Origin of the sequence: Nannocystis pusilla (assembly GCF_026626665.1) — a bacterium.
GTDB classification, from domain to species: domain Bacteria; phylum Myxococcota_A; class Polyangia; order Nannocystales; family Nannocystaceae; genus Nannocystis; species Nannocystis pusilla.
Genome location: NZ_JAPNKE010000002.1, coordinates 10,808,211 through 10,825,709, shown reverse-complemented (window position 1 = coordinate 10,825,709; position 17,499 = coordinate 10,808,211). Strand labels below are relative to the sequence as shown.

Annotated in this window: 11 protein-coding genes, 1 tRNA gene and 2 pseudogenes; 5 read left to right on the top strand and 9 right to left on the bottom strand. The window is 71.1% G+C overall.

The window, feature by feature from the left end; genetic code table 11:
* Positions 1-83 precede the first annotated feature (83 nt).
* Positions 84-545 (top strand): annotated as a pseudogene (locus OV079_RS59835) (hypothetical protein); the annotation flags it as partial.
* Complete coding sequence (gene lnt, locus OV079_RS47835; protein ID WP_420829462.1) at positions 439-1,653, top strand: apolipoprotein N-acyltransferase; 1,215 nt, start codon at positions 439-441, stop codon at positions 1,651-1,653. The pseudogene OV079_RS59835 and the gene lnt, both read left to right, overlap by 107 nt.
* Before the next feature lie 69 nt (positions 1,654-1,722).
* Here the strand turns inward: lnt and OV079_RS47830 are convergent, their stop codons facing one another.
* From OV079_RS47830 to OV079_RS47790, 9 genes and pseudogenes are all read right to left on the bottom strand, one after another.
* Positions 1,723-2,181, bottom strand: a complete 459-nt coding sequence (locus OV079_RS47830) for an NUDIX domain-containing protein (RefSeq protein ID WP_267776818.1) — start codon at positions 2,179-2,181, stop codon at positions 1,723-1,725.
* 59 nt (positions 2,182-2,240) lie between these two features.
* Complete coding sequence (locus tag OV079_RS47825) at positions 2,241-3,128, bottom strand: hypothetical protein (RefSeq protein WP_267776815.1); 888 nt, start codon at positions 3,126-3,128, stop codon at positions 2,241-2,243.
* A gap of 106 nt (positions 3,129-3,234) precedes the next feature.
* A complete protein-coding gene (locus OV079_RS47820) occupies positions 3,235-3,402 on the bottom strand; it encodes a hypothetical protein (RefSeq protein WP_267776813.1) in 168 nt (55 codons plus the stop codon).
* The gene (locus OV079_RS47815) at positions 3,375-4,322 is read right to left on the bottom strand and encodes an alpha/beta hydrolase (protein WP_267776812.1); all 948 of its coding nucleotides are present in this window, start codon (positions 4,320-4,322) and stop codon (positions 3,375-3,377) included. The genes OV079_RS47820 and OV079_RS47815 overlap by 28 nt, the downstream gene beginning before the upstream one ends.
* 35 nt (positions 4,323-4,357) lie before the next feature.
* A complete protein-coding gene (locus OV079_RS47810) occupies positions 4,358-7,528 on the bottom strand; it encodes an efflux RND transporter permease subunit (protein WP_267776809.1) in 3,171 nt (1,056 codons plus the stop codon).
* Positions 7,525-9,288, bottom strand: a complete 1,764-nt coding sequence (locus OV079_RS47805) for an efflux RND transporter permease subunit (RefSeq protein WP_267776807.1) — start codon at positions 9,286-9,288, stop codon at positions 7,525-7,527. The genes OV079_RS47810 and OV079_RS47805 overlap by 4 nt, the downstream gene beginning before the upstream one ends.
* Positions 9,288-11,050, bottom strand: a pseudogene (locus OV079_RS47800) (efflux RND transporter permease subunit). The gene OV079_RS47805 and the pseudogene OV079_RS47800 overlap by 1 nt, the downstream one beginning before the upstream one ends.
* 104 nt (positions 11,051-11,154) lie before the next feature.
* Positions 11,155-12,384 (bottom strand): efflux RND transporter periplasmic adaptor subunit, encoded by a 1,230-nt coding sequence (locus tag OV079_RS47795; protein WP_267776804.1) that lies wholly within the window; start codon positions 12,382-12,384, stop codon positions 11,155-11,157.
* Positions 12,378-13,229 carry an HAD family hydrolase gene (locus tag OV079_RS47790; protein WP_267776801.1) on the bottom strand — a complete coding sequence of 284 codons (852 nt, stop codon included), beginning with the start codon at positions 13,227-13,229 and terminating at the stop codon, positions 12,378-12,380. Before OV079_RS47790 ends, OV079_RS47795 begins: the two co-directional genes overlap by 7 nt.
* A gap of 198 nt (positions 13,230-13,427) precedes the next feature.
* Here OV079_RS47790 and OV079_RS47785 point away from each other — a divergent pair, with 198 nt between their 5' ends.
* The 3 genes from OV079_RS47785 to OV079_RS47775 all read left to right on the top strand — a co-directional run bounded on the left by OV079_RS47785 (position 13,428) and on the right by OV079_RS47775 (position 17,273).
* Complete coding sequence (locus OV079_RS47785) at positions 13,428-14,636, top strand: FHA domain-containing serine/threonine-protein kinase (protein WP_267778815.1); 1,209 nt, start codon at positions 13,428-13,430, stop codon at positions 14,634-14,636.
* A gap of 232 nt (positions 14,637-14,868) precedes the next feature.
* Positions 14,869-14,942: transfer RNA gene (locus OV079_RS47780), tRNA-Pro, on the top strand.
* A 753-nt stretch (positions 14,943-15,695) separates the two neighbouring features.
* Positions 15,696-17,273 carry a vWA domain-containing protein gene (locus OV079_RS47775; protein WP_267776799.1) on the top strand — a complete coding sequence of 526 codons (1,578 nt, stop codon included), beginning with the start codon at positions 15,696-15,698 and terminating at the stop codon, positions 17,271-17,273.
* Positions 17,274-17,499 lie beyond the last annotated feature (226 nt).

The following is a 17,499-nucleotide window of genomic DNA, read 5'->3' as shown; positions in this document are numbered from 1 at the left end:
ATGGTGGGCGATGAGGCTATCGGCCGGGCCCGGCGAGTCAAGCGCAGGTTGCGAGGACGGCCGCGCGCGGAATACTCTCGCGCGTGCCCTCCGACCGCGCGCCGACGCTCCGCCTCCTGGCCGCCGCCGGCACCGGCGCCCTCCTGGCCGCCTCGTTCCTGCCCCACGGCGCCCCCGCGCTGGCCTGGCTCGCGGTCGCGCCGCTGTGGCTCGCCGCCCGCGGAGCCCCCCACTGGCGCGCGGCCCTGCGCCTCGGCCTCGTCGCCGGCGTCGTCATGGGCGTGATCGGCTACCCCTGGATCGTCGATCTCCTCCACACCTTCGGCGAGCTCGATCTGTGGCTGTGCGTCCCGCTGTTCGGGGTGTTCGCGCTGTGGACCGCCGCGCCGCTGGCCGCGTGGGCGGCCATGGTGTCCGCATGGACAGGTCCCTCGAGACATGTCCTGTGGGTCATGCCGATGGCCCTGTCGGGCCTGTGGTGGTCGTGGCCGATGCTGTTCCCGTTCTCGCTGGCGATGGGCCTGGCGAACCGGCCCGCGTGGATCCAGGCGGCCGAGCTCGGCGGCATCCAGCTGGTCGAGGTGCCGATGCTGCTGTGCGGCGTGCTGCTCGGCGAGGCCTGGCGCGCGCGGGACCGCGGGGCTGCGCCTCGGCGCGATCGCGCTGGTGCTGCCGCTCGTGAGCTTCGCGCTCGGCAGCTGGCGGATCGCGTCGCTCGAACACGAGACGGTCCGCACCGTGCGCGTCGGCCTCGTCCAGCCCAACATCCCGCTGCTGTGGTTCGACCGCCCGGCCAAGCTCGAGCGCCTGCGCGAGCCGTCGGCCCGCGCCGAGACCGAGGGCGCCGAGCTCGTGGTGTGGCCGGAGAACATGTTCCCGTGGACGCTGAACCGCCCGTTCAAGCGCGACTTCAGCGACGACGACCGCGTGCTCCGCCGCCACTCGCTGCCGACGCTGTTCGGGGCCGGCACCGCCGCCGACAGCGACCTGTACGGCTACAACTCGGTGATCAACATGGCCGCCGACGGCCAGGTGGTGGGCCGCTACGACAAGATCTACCTGGTCCCGCTGGGCGAGGAGATCCCGCTGGTCGACCCGGAGTGGGCCAAGGGCCTGGTGCCCGGCATGGCCCACAACTTCCGCGGCGCGGGCCCGGGCCGCCTGGTCGTTCGGCCAGGTCCGGCGGGCAGCGAGGCGCCGCCGATCGCGTTCGGCCCGCTGGTCTGTTACGAGGACGTGCTGCCCGCGTTCGCCCGCGCGGTCGCGGCCCAGCCCGGCGGCGTCGAGGCGTTCGTCAACCTCACCAACGACACGTGGTTCGGCGCGACCGCCGAGCCGTGGCAGCACCTCGCGCTGGCCCAGCTCCGCGCCGTGGAGCACCGGATCCCCGTGCTCCGCGCCGTCAACTCCGGCCCGAGCTCCCTGGTCGACCGCGCCGGCCGCGTGGTCGCCTCCACCGACCTGCGCGCCGTCAGCATCGACGCCCCGGTGCCGCCCGAGCACCTGGTGGTCGAGCTCGAGCTCGGCCGCGACACCGCCTCGGCGCCGACGCTCTACGCCCGCGGCGGCTGGCTGTTCGGACATGTCTGCCAGGCCAGCGTCGTGGTGGTCCTGGCGCTGCTGTGGCGCCGCCGCCGCTCCGCGCCGGCTTGATCTTCACATGTCCATTCGGACATGCCGCCCGTCACGTCCGGATCACGTGTCTTTGCGGACAGCTCGCCGTCACCGCCAGGGCGCGCCCTCGGGCGTGATCACCGACAGCGGGTGGACCGGCAGCCCGCGCTCGACGGCGACGAACAGCTCCTCGACCTCCTCGCCGCGCAGCGGCAGCTTGCGCAGCTCGGCCAGGGTCACCCAGCGGGCCTCGAGCGAGTGCTCGTCGGCGGTCGACTTCGGCGGTCGGTCGTCGGTCGGCTGCGCCGTCAAGAACACGCGCACCCGCGTCATCTCGGCGTGGGCCGTGTGCTCGACGCGCAGCACGCCCGTCAGCTCGACGGGGATCCCCGTCTCCTCGAGCACCTCGCGCAGCGCCCCCTCGAACAGCGACTCGCCCTGCTCGACGCGCCCCGCGGGCAGGTACCACAGCTGACCGTGCTTGACCTCGCGGACGACCAGGAACCGGTCGCCGCGGCGGACCACCACGAGGGCGAAGTAATACGAGGGCACGGGCGCGCGCGGCATGTCGCGCTCGAGGGTACGCCCTGCCGCCCGGGCCGCGCCAGTGGCCGCGAGCGCGCGCGTCAGACCGGGCAGCCGGGGTCGCCCGCGTCGCAGCAGGCGCACACGGCCTCGCCGTCCTGCACCTCGCACGCGCCGTGGTCGTAGGTCGCCCCCATGTCGTCGCCGATCTCCGTACACGCGACGAAGCAGTCGACCTCGCTCGTCTTGCCCCACTTGCAGCCGGCCCAGGTGTTCGCGTCCTGGCAGCTCGGCGCCTCGCCCGAGCAGGCCGCGCCCGAGCCGCTGCCGCACTCGACGTAGATGCTGCCGCCGTCGTCGACGCAGCCGTACGCGAAGTCGTAGCCGTCGAGCTGGCAGGTCTGATCGAGCGAGGTGTCCTCTACCCACACGCCCCCCTCGCACACGTAGTGCACACCGCCTTGCGGCCCGCACGAGCTCGGGTTGGTGCAGTAGAAGCTCTCGCTGTCCGCGTCGCAGCTCGGCGGCGGATCGAGCGCGTCAGGGCACACCTCGCCGCCGCTGGTCGGCTCGCCCGTCGCGTCGCTCGTCGCCTCGGTCGGCGTCGTGGTGGTCTGGTCGGGGTCGACGCAGCACGACAGGTCACCGGGGTCGTCGGGGTTACACCACGTGTAGCCGACGTTGCAGAAGCACTGCCCGTTCGCCTGCGAGCTGTTGGGGTCGGGGCACTCGCCGTCGCCGGTATCCTCCTCCGCGCAGCAGTCGGTGTCGTTGGTGCCCGGCTCGCAGCGCTCGAAGCCCGGGTTGCACACGCAGTCCGCGTCGTTGTTCGCCAGCAGCGACCCACACGCGTGCGACCCGGCGGTCCCGCCGGTCGAGCTCGCGCCGTCGGTGCTCGGCGCGGCGGTCGTCGTCTGGGTCGCGCCGCCGTCGGTGAGGATCGGCTCGGAGGAGTCGCCGCAGCCCGCCAGCGCCGCGCTCACCAGCATCCAAAAACATGTCCGAAAATACATAGCTGAAAATCCATGTCCGAAGAGACAGACCAGCCCCGCAACCGCTGCGACGCCACGGCCCGTCACGTCGAGGCTAGCACAGTCACAGCAGGCAGCCCGGCTCGTCGCGGTCGCAGCACACGCAGGCGGCCTCGTCCTTGCGGATCGCGCAGCGCCCGGAGTCGTGGAAGTTGCCTTCGGGGTCGCCGACCTGCCGGCAGTGCTGGACGCAGTTCGTCGCCGTCATCTTGCCGCGCTCGCAGGCGACCATCGCCGCGCCGTCGCAGTAGGCGTCGCTGGTCTCGGGGACGCACGGCGTGCCGGGCCGAAGCCGCACCCTCGCTCGCCGCTGCCCTCCATCGGCATCCCGGCCGGGTCGTAGGCGAAGTCGAAGCCCTTGTCCTGGCACAGCTCGTCGGCGGTGCGCAGCACCAGGCCCGCGCCGGGCGCTCGCGGGTCCTCGCCGCGCCACGGGACCTTCGGCGCCATCACGTGCCACAGCTCGGTCCATGTCTGCCAGTCGTGCCCGCCCGGGCGGGTGAACACGCGCTCGGGCGGCAGCAGCTGGCCCAGCAGCGCCCGCCCGCGGTCGGCGTCGTGCGTGCCGTAGCCGAGGAAGATCGGCGGGTTTTGGGCCGCGCTGGCCTGCTTGAGCCAGCGCCAGATCTCGTAGTCCCACGGCCCCGCCTCGGCGTGCGGCTGCCAGGCCGGCGCGCCGACCTCCTCGATCGCCCGCAGCGTCCGCCGGCGCCCGAGGTACGGCGCCAGCAGGACCACCCCGCTGACCTCGCCCGGGTGCATCGAGGCGGTCCAGATCGCCCCCATCCCGCCCATCGAGATGCCCACCAGCCACACGCGCGAGTAGCCGGCCGCGCGCGCCGGCGCGACGATGTCGTTCCACAGCCGCACCTCCGTCGACTGCTCGGCGTAGTAGCCCGAGTGCGCGTCGGCCAGGATCACGTCGACCCCCGCGGCCTCGAGCTCGGCGACGAAGCCGTGGCGCACGAACTCCTCCGGCGCGTCGCCGTGGCCCTGCAGCAGGATCGCCACGGTGTCGCTGCGCTCGCCCGCGTGGGCCAGCAGCTGGCTCGAACGCATCGGCCTCTGGGTCGCGCGAGGGAACGGGCAGGCCGCCAGCACCGCCAGCGCGAGCGCGCCGAGGCCGGCGCCGATCCTGAGAACCTGGCTCATGGGACACCCTCTCCGAGCCGGAAACCTATCACCGTTCAGCGGCGGCGCCACAGCACTCGGCGGGCCCACTCGCCGGCGGCGATCCGGAGGTCGTCGAAGTACGTGTACGCGACCGGCACGACCACCAAGGTCAGCACCGTCGCGGTCGTCATGCCGCCGACCAGGGTCTTGCCGAACGGGCCGTAGTCGAGGCCCTCGCCGTTGGGGGTGGTGAACGCGAGCGGGATCATGCCGCCGACGGTGGTCAGCGCGGTCATCAAGATCGGGCGGAACCGCTGCATGCCGGCCTGGACGATCGCCTCCTCGCGCGACAGCCCCGAGGCGCGGGCGCTGTTGATGAAGTCGACCAGGACGATGCCGTTGTTCACGACCACCCCGAGCAGCAGGAGGATCCCGATCACCGCCAGGGCGTCGATCGGCGAGCCGGTCAGCATCAAGAACCACCACACGCCGATGAACGACAGCGGGATCGACGGCAGCACGCTCATCGGCAGGATGAAGCTCTCGAACAAAAAGCCCATCACCAGGAAGATGAACGCGGTCGACAGGATCATCGCCCCGACCATGTCGTTGCGCAGGGTGTCGGTCTCGCGGGTGTCACGGTCGGCGTCGAAGCTGATGCCGGCGGGCAGGCGGTAGGTCTCGATGAACTTGCGCAGCTTGTCCATGACCGCCAGCCGGTCGTCCTCGGCCAGCTCGAGCCGGATCAGCGCCGCCACCCGCTTGTCGTTGCGGATCAGCGCCTGCTCGCCCTTCTGCACCGTCATCTCGGTCAGCACCCGCACCGGCACCACCGTGCCCGGCTTCTTCTCGCTCGGCACCTTGAACTCGAGCAGCTCGCCGAGCTGCTCGCGGTCCTCCTTGCGGTAGCGGATCCGGACCTCGATCTCGCGGTCCTCGGTGGCGCTCTGGAACCGCGGCAGCACCTGCCCGCGGATCGCGTAGGCGATCGAGCTGGCGATGTTGCCGGCCGGGATGCCGAAGCGCTCGGTCATCGTCCGGTCGACGGCCAGCGCCAGCTCGTCGCGGCGGACCGCGTCCGAGCCGCGGTTCGACACCCCGAGCACCCCCGGCTGCTGCAACAGCGCCGTCTGCAGCGTCTCGCGGGCCTCCTGCACCGAGCGGTGGTCGTCGCCGTACAGCGTGACCATGAAGGTGTTGTCCTGCCCGCCGTCGGCCCCGCCGAAGCGGGCCTCCTTCACCCAGCCCGGCCGGCTGGGCATCTTGTCGTAGACCTCCTGGCGGACCTCGTTGAACGGCCGCTCGCCCGGCTCCTGCGGCTCGAAGAACACCTGCACCTGGGCGAAGCTGCCGTCGAAGCCGATGTACTGGCCGGAGATCCGGTACTGGTCCTTGACCTCGGCGATCGACCTCTCGACCTCGCCGAAGAACTTCTCGGCCTCGGCCTTGGTGATGTCCGACGGCATCGAGTAGTAGGCCCAGAAGTTGCGCGTGCCCATGTTCTCGCCGCTCGAGAACTTGACGTGCTGCATCGGGATCGCGCACGTCGCCGCCAGCATCAGCAGCGACGGGATCACCACGTCGATGCGCCGGCGCAGGCTGCCGCGCAGCAGCGCCCCGTACCACGCGTTGACCCGCCCGAGCGTGGCCGTGTACAGCCGGCCCATCCACTGCTTCCACCAGGCGTCGACCGCCAGCACGGCGCGCCAGCGGCGGTCACGGCGGCGCAGCGGGTCCGGCGTGCCGAGGGCCATCGCGCTCGTCATCGGCACCAGCACCAGCGCCACGAACAGGCTGGCCAGCAGCGACACGCACACCGGCGTGACCATGCGGATCATGAAGAACTGCGTCGGCCCCGAGCTGAGCAGCGCCGCCGGCGCGAACACGATCATCGTCGTCAGCGTCGCCAGCGTGATCGGCAGCGCGACCTCCGAGGCCCCGTGCAGCGCCGCCGCGTACGGGCCCATGCCGCGCTCGCGGTAGCGGTCGATGTTCTCCGCGACCACCACCGAGTTGTCGACCACCAGACCGACGCAGATCATCAGGCCGAGCAGCGAGATGATGTTGATCGACTGGTCGAGGAAGTACATCACCGGCAGCGACAGGAAGATCGACAGCGGGATCGAGGCGGCGATGAGCAGCGTCAGGCGGACCCGGCGCAGGAAGAACAGCAGCACCACGATCGCCAGCACCCCGCCCTGCAGGCCCGAGCTGGTGACCTGGTTGAGCGAGTAGCGGATCGCGTCGCCCTGCATGAAGAAGGCCTTGACGTCGAAGCCCGACAGCCCCGGCTCACGCACCGCCGCCTCGACGGCCTCGCGGATCTTGTCGCACACCTCGACGGTGTTGGCCTGCGACTCCTTGAGCACGAACAGCACCATCGACGGCCGCCCGTTGAAGCGGTCGATGCGGTCGCTCTCGGGGTAGTCGTAGACGACGTCGGCGATGTCCTTGAGCCGCAGGTTCTTCTGCCCGACGATCGTGTCCTCGAGCTGCTGGACCGTCTGGTAGGTCGCCAGGGAGCGGACCACGAAGCGCCCGTCGGGGTCGCGGATCTCGCCGCTGGCGAGGTTGAAGTTGGCCTGCGACAGCTTCTGCGCGAGCGTGAAGATGTTGACCCCGGCCGCCTCGGCGAGCGGCCGGTTGAGCTCGATGCGGATCTCGCGATCCTCTTTGCCCCAAAGATTGACGAGGGCGACGCCGTCGATGCGCTCGATGGCGCGGACCAGGTGCTTCTGCACCCGGTCGCGCGGCAGGTCGATCGACTCGTCCCAGGTCACGCTGTAGAACGCCACCGGGATGCCCGCGCCCGACTGCTTGTTGATCCGCACCCGCTGCACGTCGCTCGGCAGCTCGGCCGCGCGCGCGACCCGGTCGCGGACCTCGCGGTAGGCGACGTCCATGTCGGTCTCGCCCTCGAACACCAGCGTCACGCTGGCGCGGTCGGCCCGCGAGGTCGCGCTGATCTCCTCGAGCCCCGGCGTGGTCGCCAGCGACTGCTCGAGCGGCCGCGTGATCCGGTCCTCGATGTCCTGCGCCGTCGCGTTCGGGTACGGCACCTCGATCATCAGGAACGGCGGCGAGAAGCCCGACGGGATCAACTCGAGCGGGATCCCGAAGAACGCGACCACGCCGATCACCACCGCGCTGAGCAGCGCCATCATCATCGTCACCGGCCGCACCAGCGACAGGCGGACCATGCCGTTGTCGCGCAAGTCCGGCCCCGGGACGGACGAGCCGCTCACTTGGGCACCTCGACCTCGGGGGCCAGCTGCTCCGCCGTCACCGCCCGCACCTCGCGCAACAGCTTGACCTCGCGCGACTCCGGCACGCCGCCGCCGAAGATGCGGTCGACCCCGGCGTAGATCGTCGGGATCACCACCAGCGTCAGCAGCGTCGAGAAGCTGAGGCCCGCGATCACCGTGATCGCCATCGGCGTGCGCAGCTCGGCGCCGTCGCCGAGGCCGAGCGCCATCGGCACCAGGCCGAGCACCGTCGTCAGGGTCGTCATCAGGATCGGCCGCAGCCGCACCTGCCCGGCCAGCGCCAGCGCGTCGTCGGTGCTGTGCCCGCGCTCCTTGAGCTGGCCGGCGTAGTCGACCAGCACGATCGCGTTGTTGACGACGATGCCCGCCAGCAGGATGAGCCCGAGGATCACGAGGACGCTGACCGGCACGTTCAGCAGCAGCAGCGTCCACACCACGCCGACCAGCGCCAGCGGGATCGTGATCAAGATGATCATCGGGTACATCAGGCTCTCGAACTGCGAGGCCATGATCACGTAGACGAGGAAGATCGACAGGCCGAGCGCCAGGTACAGCGAGCGCGACGAGGTCTCCCACTCCTCGCTCTGACCGGTCACCGCCGTCGTCACCCCGGCCGGCAAGCTGAGCTTGGCCAGCCGCTCGTCGATCTCGCGCGCCGCGCTGCCGAGGCCCGACCCCGCCAGGTTGGCCGTGACCAGGCCGACCCGCTGCTGGCCGATGCGACGGATCTCGTTGGGCCCGCGCCCGAGCGTGATCTCGGCCACCGCCGACAGCGGCACCGGCCGCGCCTGGCCCGGGTTGACCACCAGGTCCTCGAGCTCGCGCACGGTGGCGGTGTCGATGTCCTTGAGCCGGACGCGCACGGGGATCTTGCGGTCCTTGCGGTTGTACTTGGTGGCCTCGAAGCCCTGGACCTTGTTGCGCACCAGCTCGGCGACCGAGCGGATGTCGAGGTTGAGGCGGGCCAGCGCGTCGCGGTTGTAGACGATCTGGACCTCCGGGCTGCCCGGCAGGATGGACGTCTTGACGTCGCGCAGGTCGGCGATCCCCGCCAGCTCGTCGCGCACCGCGTCGGTCGCCTCGCGCAGCTCGTCGAGCTCGTAGCCGCGCACCTGGACCTCGATCGGCGTGGCGAACGAGAACAGCACCGGCCGCGTGACGTGCACGATCGCGTCCGGCACCCCGCGCACGAGCGGCCGGATCACCGCCAGCGCCGCCTCCTCCGCGGCCGCCGGGTCGAGCTTCTTCTCCGGCTTCGCCTGTCCCTCGGGACCTGCCCCTTCGGGCCTGTCCTTCGCGTCCTGTCCCTCGGAACCTGCCCCTTCGGCCTTGTCGACCTTCGGCGGCGCCCGCTTCTCGCCGAGCGCGACGCGCAGGCGGGCGGTGTGCTCGCCGCGCTCGCCGGCCTCGCTCGAGTCGCGCTGGCTGCCGATCGTGGTGATGAGGGTGCGCAGGTCGGGGATGCTGGCCAGCAGCTGGCGCTCGAGCGGCGCCGTGGTCTCGTTGGTGGCGAGCAGCGGCGTGCCGACCGGCAGGCTCATCTCGACCGTGAACTCGCCCTGGTGCAGCTCGGGGATGAGCTCGCTGTCGAGCCGGGGCGCGGCCCACAGGGTGGCCGCACCCGCGCCGAGAGTCAGCGCGTAGACGACGAAGCGATTGCGCAGGCTCCAGCGGATGAGCTTCGGGTAGCCGGCCTCGAGCAGGCGCAGCAGGCCGTCGAACAGGAACAGCACCGGCATCAGCGGCCAGCGCAGAGCCAGCCGCCGGCCCGCACCGCCCGCACGCCGAGATAGCTGAGCAGCAGGAACAGCGCGGTGAACAGCTTGCCGAGCAGCTCGAACACGAAGTGGAGGACGAAGCGCAGCAGGCCGTAGACGATCGGCACCACCGTGAGCCACCACCAGCGCGGGCGGATCGCCCGCCGGAGGTCACGCAGCGACTCCCAGTCGAGCCACAGCCGGCCGAACGAGCGCCAGAAGCCGACCGCGGGCCTCTCGTTCGACGGCGGACCGCCGACGAACCGGCGCGAGGCCAGCATCGGGATCAAGAACAGCGCCACCGCCAGCGAGGCGAGCAGGCTGAACACCACGGTCAGGCCGAGGTCGCCGAACATCTGCCCGGCGATGCCCTCGACGAACACCATCGGGAAGAACACCGCGACGGTGGTCAGGGTCGACGAGACGACCGCGCTGCCGACCTCGGAGACGCCGCGCACGGTGGCGCGGATGTAGTCGTCGCCTTCCTCCTTGCAGCGGTGGATCGACTCGAGCACGACGATCGAGTTGTCGACCAGCATGCCGATGCCGAGCGCCAGGCCGCCCAGGCTCATGATGTTGAGCGAGACCCCGGCGATGTTGAGCGGGGCGAAGGTGACGAGCACCGAGATCGGGATCGAGACGGCGACGATGAGGGTGGTCTTCACGTCGCGCAGGAACAGGAACAGGATGATGACCGCGAGGATGCCGCCCGACAGCGCGGTGCCGCGGACCTCGTCGATGCTCGACTCGATGAACTTCGAGCGGTCGGTGAGGATGTCGACCTGGGCCCCGTACTCCTTGAGGATCCGCGGCTGCACCCGCTGCTCGACGGCGTCGGTGACCCGCTTGGCCATGTCGACGATGTTGGCGTCGGCCTCCTTGTGGACCTCGATCTCGACCGCCTCGCGGCCGTCGACGCGGGTGATCACGTCGCGGTCCTTGAAGCCGCTGCGGACCTCGGCGAGGTGGCGCAGCTTGATGTCCTTGCCGTCGCGCGAGACGACCACGAGGTCGCGGATGTCGTCGAGGTCGCGGAACTCGTTGACCGTGCGCACCAGGTAGCGCGTCCGGCCGTCGCGCATGCTGCCGCCGGCCAGGTTGATATTCTCCGCCTGCAGCCGCTTGATGACGGTGTCGATGTTGATGTTGGTGCGCCGAGCTGGTCCTCGTCGAGCCGGACCTCGATCTCCTCCTCGAGGCCGCCCTTGACCTTGACCGCGGCCACGCCCTCGAGCGGCTCGAGCAAGCGACGGATGTCGCGGTCGGCGATCCGCCGCAGGTACTTGAGCCCGGAGGTGCCGGCGAACGGGTCGTCGACCTTTCCGGGCGCCCCCGTCAGGTCCGGCTCGATCAGCGAGTGGATCGAGAGGGTCAGCACCGGGTCGAGCGTGGGGTCGTAGCGCAGGATCAGCGGCTGCTTGATCTCGGTCGGCAGCGTCGGCTTGATCGCGTCGATCTTCTCGAGGACGTCCTGGTTCGCCTCGTCCATGTCGGTGTCCCAGGCGAACTCGAGGATCACGTCGCTGTAGCCGCCGCGCGACACCGAGTCGATGCGCGTCAGCCCCGTGACCACCCCCAGGATCTCCTCCATGGGCCGAGAGACATTGTTCTCGACCTCCGCCGGGGCCGCGCCGGGGTACTCGGTGCGGACCGTCAGGCGCGGATAGCTGATGTCGGGCATCAGGTTGAGCGGCAGCAGGCGGATGCTGAACGCGCCGAACACCACCACCGCGAGGAACACCATCAACACCGCGACCGGCCGCGTGACCGTGAAGCGGTAGCGCTCCATCTCGCGGGCCCTGGCCGCCGCTGAGGTCGCCGGACTCCGGACGAACGGGCTCCACGGCTTTAGTTCTCCTTGTTGGCAGCCTTGGCTTCTTCGGCCTTCGCGTCCGGCTCGGCGGCGGCCTTGGCGTCGTCCGCCTTGGCCTCGACCTTCGCCTCGGCGGGCTTGTCCTCGGCGGCCTTGGCGTCGCCGCCCTCGGGCCGGCCCTGCATGTCGACGCGGACGATCTTGGCCCCGTCCTTGAGGCCCGTCTGACCGGCGACGATCACCGCGTCGCCCGCCCCGAGGCCCTTGACGATCTCCACGCGCTCGGCGTCCTGCAGCCCGAGCTCGACGCGCACGCGGCGGGCCTTGTCGCCCTCGGGCACGAACACGTAGGTCTGCTCCTCGTCGTGGACGATCGCGCCCTTCGGCACCAGCGCGACGTCCTCGCGGTGATCGACGGTCAGCGTGACCTCGGCGTACATGCCGGGCAGAAAGCCCTGGCCGCCGGCCAGCTCTTGCGGCAGCGCGACGGTCATCTTGACGGTGCCGGTGCCGGCGTCGACGGTGGGGGAGATCCGCAGGACCTTGCCGGTGCCCTTGCGGCCCTTCGCGGCCTTGCCGACCACCAGCGCCTCCTGCCCGACCCTGACGCGGTCGAGCTCCTTCTCGGGCACGAACACGCGGGCGACCAGCGTGTTGAAGTCGGTCACCTGCAGCAGCTCGGCGCCGTTGGTGACGAAGCCGCCCTCGGTCACCTTGCGCACGGTGACCGTGCCGGAGAACGGCGCCGTCACCTTGGTGTTCTTCATCTCGCGGGCCCGGTCGCGCAGGTCGAGCTCGGCGATGTCGAGCTGGTTTCTGGCCTTCTGGTACTCCTCGTTGCCGAGCACGCGCTCGTTGTAGAGCTGCTCGATGCGCTGGAAGTCGGTCTGCGCCTTGGCCAGCGAGGTGTTGGCGCGGAGGAGCGAGTTGGCCTGGGCGTCGAAGCGGATCCTCGCCAGCACCTGGCCTTCCTTGACCTTGTCGCCCTCCTCGACCGTGAGGTCGACGAGCCTGCCGACCGACTCCGAGTGGACGGTGACCTGGCGTTCGGCCTCGATCGTGCTGGCGGCGGAGATCGTCGCCGTGATGGCGCCGCGCTCGACGGTGCCGACGACGACCGGGCTCGGTTGCTCGACCACCTCGGCGTCCGCGGCCTTCTTCTCGACGCCGCCGGCGCTGGCCTGACAGCCGAGCCCGAGCGCGAGGGAGAGCAGCAGCCAACGACGCGACGGACGGATCCTCGTGGGGGCGGGCGAACTCAGCATGTCCGGGCCTTACGCCCCGCGGCATAGCACGAAAGCGGCGAGATCGCCGCGGATCGTCGCAGCGCTCCCGCGCTCGGTGGACCGCGCGGCGAGGGCTTGCGACCTCCGCAACCGGCGCCTGGTTTCACGGACCGGCGATTTCTCGCGTAGGGGCCCTCACGCCCCGGCGGCGACGGCCGCGAGGACGGCCTCGGCCATCTCGACGAAGCCGGCGCCCTCGCGGGCCTGGGTGATGAATGCAGGGCCTCGGGCAGGTACTGCAATTGCCCGGCGATGTCCGCAGTCCCCACCGTCGCGCCGAAGCGGCCGCCGACGAACAGGCCCGCGTCGTTGGGCGCGTCGCCGATCGTCACGATCGCCCGCGGATCGAGCCCCAGCTCGGCGGCCATCTGCAGCACCGCTGCGCCCTTGTCGGGCACCGACTCGGCGAGGTGCACATGCACGTTCGACCACACGAGGTGGACGCCCATCTCGGCGGCGAGGTCGCGCAGGCGCACCAGCTCGGGCTCGTCGCGGCCGTCGCGTTCGTAGGCGATGTCACCGAGTCGGCAGAAGTCGTCGCCGGTCAGCCGCAGGCGGGCGTCGTGCTCGGCGTTGAGGCGCTCGCCGACCTGGCGCAACCGCGGCTTGTCGGTCGGTCTGCCGAGCCAGCGCGGCGCCCGGTCGGGGATCACCTCGAGCAAGCCGTTTTCGGCCAGTCCACGCGTGACGCCGGGCAGGTAACGACACAGTCCCGTGACTTCGCCCGCAGGCCGGCCCGACACCGGCATGACCGCGACCCCGGCGGCGACCAGGCGGGTGATCGCCGCCAGCGCCGCTGTGTCCAGCTTCCCGGCCCGGGTCAACGTTCCGTCGACGTCGGTCGCAATCAGCGCAGGCCGCAGGGACGGGCTCAGGCGCGAAATCGGCGTAATTTCCGGGCTTTACCCGATGTGCCTTCGGGGGTGGGTCGGCTCGGCAGGTGTGTGTTCATGGGACCGGCGGCTCGTTCGCGGGCCCCCTTGCTGTCTCGCGGGGCCCTCGTGATAGTTTTCGTGCGGGCTATGGCGCTTGTACTTCAACCCGGGGATGTCTACGCCGGAAACATCAAGATCCTGCGGGTCCTCGGCAGCGGCGCCTTTGCGAGCGTGTACAAGGTCGAAGTCCGCGGCTACGACAAGCCGCTCGCGCTGAAGCTCACGCGCGAGCCGGTGACCTCGGGCGACCAGGCCCAGCGGGCGCTCCGCGAGATCACGATCTTGCGCTCGCTGACCAACCCGCACGTCGTGCGCACCTTCGACTGCGGCCTGCGGCCCGACGGCCACGTGTACATGTTGATGGACTACCTCGAGGGCCAGACCCTCAACACGTGGCACAAGTTCGACCAGCCGCTGCACCCGGCGCAGGCGGTGACGATCGTGCACCAGGCCTGCCTGGGCCTGGCGGAGCCGCACGCGCAGGGGATCGTCCACCGCGACGTGAAGCCCGAGAACATCTTCGTCCAGGACAACGGGCAGATCAAAGTGCTCGACTTCGGCCTGGCGCGCTCGTGGGACGGCAAGAGCGTGATCGGCATGAACGCGACCCAGATCCACATGGTCGTCGGCACGCCGCACTACTGTCAGCCCGAGCAGCTCAAGACCCGCGTGCTGTCGCCGTCGAGCGACGTGTACAGCCTGGCCACCATCCTCTACGAGCTGTTGTCGGCGCGATCGCCGTTCCACGGCGACCGCCCGCTCAACGCGGTGCGCGAGGAGTACCGCGAGAAGCCGGTGCGATGGTTGCACGCGCACGCGAGCATGCCGGTGGTGCCGATCGACAAGCACGAGGGCTGCGAGAGCCTGCCGCGGACGCTGGTCAAGGGGCTCATGGCCTCGCTCGACAAGGAGCCGGAGCGGCGCCCGCACGACGCCGGGGTGCTGGCCAACATCCTCGGCGAGGTGCTGCACCGCGAGCTCGGCATCCCGGTGGCGGCGACCTTGCGCCTGCGCTGGCCGGAGGGCGGCGTCGAGGAGCGGATGTTCCTCCCGGGCAGCTACCGGATCGGCAGCGGCGAGCGCTGCGAGATCATGCTGCCCGACCACCACTCGCAGCACATCCGGCGCGTTCACGCCGTGCTCGAGTGGAGCGGGATCCCGAACCACCCGTTCCTCCGGCCGATCATCGGCGACGGCTCGGTGCGCGTGAACGACACCCCCGTCCAGCGCCCGGTCGAGCTCGAGGAGAACGACAAGATCTGGGTCGGCCCCTACGAGATCTCGATCGTCACCTGAGGCGCGGCGCTCGCCGGCCCAGTTTTCACGGTCCTCCGCGGGCCCTCCGAGCCCCTTTGGCAGCGCGATCTCCCTGCGCCCATCGCGTCACTCGCGGCTCTCGAGCCGCGGGCGTCGCGCTCGGCTCGATTCTCGCTCCTGGGCCCGTTTCGCCCCCGTGACCCGCGAGTTCGATCACGTTTTACCCTTTGACACGGACGCCTCGTTTCCGCTATCTACCCGGCCTCCTCTTCGGGGTGTAGCGCAGCCTGGTAGCGCACCTGGTTCGGGACCAGGGAGTCGGAGGTTCAAATCCTCTCACCCCGACAACAAAGTAAGAAGGCCCGGGTCGCAAGACTCGGGCCTCTTGCTTGGGTCCGCCCACGGACGACGGCGTCGACCCTCACGCCACGCGAGCGCCCCCTTCGATCCGCGCGCCCGCGCCGTCGTCGCCCCGAGCGGCGATCTCGTCTCGCGGCGAAGATCGCCTCTCGCGCGCGGTGCCGGCGGCAACCTCGTCTCGCGGCGAGGATCGCCTCTCGCTAGCGCGGTGACAGCGGCGCCCTCGTCTCGCGGCCACGATCGCCTCTCTCGAGCGCGGTGACGGCGGCGACCTCGTCTCGCGCGACGATCGCCTCCCGCGAGCGCGGTGACGGCGGCGCCCTCGTCTCGCGGCGACGATCGCCTCTCGAGCGCGGTGGCGGCGGCGACCTCGTCTCGCGGCCACGATCGCCTCGCGAGCGCGGTGCGGCGGCGACCTCGTCTCGCGCGACGATCGCCTCTCTCGAGCGCGGCGACGGCGCCCACGCCGACCACGAGTGCGGACCTCGCCCCGCGTTTGTCGGCGCCTCGACCCGCGCCGGCCTGATGCTCGCAGGAGAGCACCTCGCCCGCCAGCCTCCTCGCGCCGTGCTGCGCCTGCACGACGCGCAGCGCCCGGTCGCGACAACGTCCTCGCGCGCCGTCTTCGACTGGCTTTCGAACATGTCCCGAGAGACATTTGATTCCCGCCGCGCGGGCGCGTCCGCGCCCCGCGAGCCCCTGTAAGAGCCCGCGAGACCCTGGCGTTCGGGCGGCTGCATGAACCGCCCGCGCCTGCTCTCCGTCGTCGCCCTGCTGCTCCTCCATCCGGCCTGCGCGAAGCGGCCGTCCCACGCGGACATGAGCGGGGGCTACTACGCGACCCCGGCGGCCGCCGCCGCGATGGAGGCGCCGAACACCGAGAGCTACGCGCACATCGCCGAGAACGCGTTCAAGCGGGTCGCCGACGACCCGCTCTCGACCTTCTCGATCGACGTCGACACGGCCTCGTACAGCAACGTGCGCCGCTTCCTCGAGGACGGCCAGCTGCCGCCGGCCGACGCCGTCCGCGTCGAGGAGATGATCAACTACTTCACCTACGCCTACCCCGAGCCCGCGGGCGGGCAGCCGTTCTCGGTGCGGACCGAGGTCGCGGCCTGCCCGTGGAACGACCAGGCGCGGCTCGTGCAGATCGGGATCAAGGGCAAGTCGCTGGCGCCGGCCGAGATCCCGCCGCGCAACCTGGTGTTCCTGCTCGACGTGTCGGGCAGCATGTCGAGCCCCGACAAGCTGCCGCTGCTGCAGCGCTCGCTGGCCATGCTGGTCGCCGACATCCGCCCGGTCGACAGCGTCGGCATCGTCGTCTACGCCGGCGCCGCGGGCGTCGTGCTCGAGCCGACCGCCGACCGCGACAAGATCGTCTCCGCCATCGACGCCCTCTACGCCGGCGGCTCGACCAACGGCGGCCAGGGCATCGAGGCCGCCTACGCCCTGGCCGAGCGGGCCTTCCGCAAGGGCGGCATCAACCGCGTGATCCTGGCGACCGACGGCGACTTCAACGTCGGCGTCAGCAGCGAGGGCGAGCTGCAGCGGCTCATCGAGCGCAAGCGCGACAGCGGCATCTTCCTGTCGGTGCTCGGCTTCGGCACCGGCAACGTCAAGGACAGCACGATGGAGATGCTGGCCGACAAGGGCAACGGCAACTACGCCTACATCGACGGCCTGCAGGAGGCGCGCAAGGTCCTGGTCGAGCAGGCCGGCGCCACCCTCGTCACGATCGCCAAGGACGTGAAGATCCAGGTCGAGTTCAACCCGCTCAAGGTCGGCGCCTACCGCCTCGTCGGCTACGAGAACCGCGTCCTCGCCCACCAGGACTTCAACGACGACAGCAAGGACGCCGGTGAGATCGGCGCCGGCCACACGGTCACCGCGCTGTACGAGGTCCTGCCGCCCGGGGCCGAGGGTGCGGTGCCCGGCGTCGACCCGCTGCGCTATCAGCAGCCGAAGGCCGCGCCCGCGCCCGCCTCCGCCAGCGCCGAGCTCATGCACGTCAAGCTGCGCTACAAGCAGCCCGAGGGGGAGGGCAGCCAGCTCACCATGCCGGTCGCCGATCCGGGCCACGCCCTCGACGCCGCCTCCGAAGACCTCCGCTTCGCCGCCGCGGTCGCGATGTTCGGCATGAAGCTGCGCAACTCCGAGCACGCGCGCGGCGTCACGTACAAGCAGATCCGCGGCCTCGCCGAGGGCGCCCTCGGCTCCGACGCCAGGGGCTACCGCCGCGGCATGCTGGCCCTCCTCGGCCTCGCCGCCGGCCAGCAGGGCGAGCCCCTCGAGGCGCCCGCCACCGTGGCCCGCTGAGCCTCGGCGCGGGCGCCTCGATCTCGCCGCGACCGCACGTGGCTCCCGCGAACCGCCTCGCTTCGTCGGCCTCGCGCACGTGCCCGCGGAACAGCCGCGCCGAACGGGCGCTCGCGTTTGCCCTCGCCGCCGAGGGCTTCGCGTCCGCCGCTCGCAGGCGCCTGCCCTCGCGGCCAGGCTTCGCCCGCTCGCTGCCTCGCGCGCGCTGCTGGCTTCGGCGCATCGG